Annotated in this window: 1 protein-coding gene; it reads right to left on the bottom strand. The window is 70.0% G+C overall.

All coding sequences use genetic code 11. From position 1 onward, the window contains the following. Nucleotides 1-331 precede the first annotated feature (331 nt). Nucleotides 332-1141 carry a hypothetical protein gene (locus ACWC5O_RS45445; protein ID WP_450592533.1) on the bottom strand — a complete coding sequence of 270 codons (810 nt, stop codon included), beginning with the start codon at nt 1139-1141 and terminating at the stop codon, nt 332-334. Nucleotides 1142-1359 lie beyond the last annotated feature (218 nt).

The raw sequence follows: 1359 nt of genomic DNA on the forward strand, positions 1-1359 counted from the left end.
TGGCTATGTGCACGAGTTGCGACAGCGGTTGTTCACCGTCTCGGGAGGCGGCCGGATCAGTCCTGGGGCGGTGTTCACGAGAACGGGAGGCACCCGGCGGCTAGCCTTGCCTCCGAGCGTCGTCCCGATCCGCCTTCCGATCATGCCCTCCCGGACAGACCCTGGGCTGTCCGCCAGCGCGGGGGCTCGTGATCGGGGACGTCCCGGGAGGCGAAGTGGAACGGCACCCCGAGGCGGTCGGCCAAGGCACGGCCCGCCTCAACGGCGGCCGTGCCCGGCTCGGGGTCGCCAAGGCGGTGGTAGACGGTCGCCGTGCCTCCTCTGAACGTCGTCAGTACGCCCCGAACGACCAGAAGACGCCCACCTCGTCGTCGGTCACCGCGATCAGGCCCAGGTCCTCGAGGAAGTCGAGGCCGTTGAGGTACTCGGAGGTGAGGAAACCATGGGATTCAGTCCCCTGGAGGCCCGCTGCGAGGAAGTCCGGGGCTGGGTCAGAGGCGGCGGTCGTCGCGTTGGTCCAGTAGCGCGCCGTGGGCCCGTACCGATCGAGCAGGGTCCGGGCATCCGCGAGCACGGCGTCCCGATCCGGGCGGGAGCGGACGGGGGCGGGTTCCGACTGCCATTCCTCGGCCATGATGGCGAGCGCGGCGACCGCCGCCTCCGCCTCCAGGGGGTACAGGCGACCGGGCAACTCTGATGAGTCCGGGGGATCGAAGGGGTACGCAGGCACCGTGTGGCGGGCGGCGTTGGTGCGGTCCCAGTCCAGCCGGACCCAGCCCCGGGGGTCAGGGACCGACCGGTGCAGCACGGCGCGGACGTCGTGCGCCCAGTCCTCGTACCGCCGAGGGCCGGTAGCCGCAAAGGTGTACGTGTCGTCGAGCAGCCGCAGCGCCGCCGCGTTCCAGGGACAGCGACGGCAGCGGAACTCCGCCAGCAGACCGCCGACTTGACGGGCAAAGGCGTCCCTCGGCTCACGGGGGATGCGCCAGAGCTGGTCGAGAGCCCAGTGGACGAGCTCGCCCCCTCCTTCCGCTGCAAGGCGGACCGGCCCCTCCGGAAGCGGGAGGTCCGTTCCGTCCCATAGCGCCTCCAGGTGCGCATCCAGCAGGTCCAGGGCGGGCCGGTCGGCAGGCAGGGGCATTTCGCCACTTTAGGCCGTCTCTTTCGGACCATGCCGACCCGGGGTGATTGGCGAGAAGCTCGCTGCGGCAACGATGCGGAGGAGCGACGACACCGTGCGTCAGCTGCCCGAGGAAAGCGCGGTGCTGTCGAAACTCGTGAACATTCCGTCCCGGCCTCGGGAGCCTCATGCCTCCCATACCAGTGTCGAAGTGCTGTCCGTTCTCATGAACGAAGCCA

This window comes from Streptomyces sp. NPDC001450 (genome assembly GCF_053597295.1).

Bases quoted from the DNA above. Each gene is read 5' to 3' on its own strand.
- ACWC5O_RS45445 (WP_450592533.1), bottom strand. From the start codon at position 1,141: ATGCCCCTGCCTGCCGACCGGCCCGCCCTGGACCTGCTGGATGCGCAC.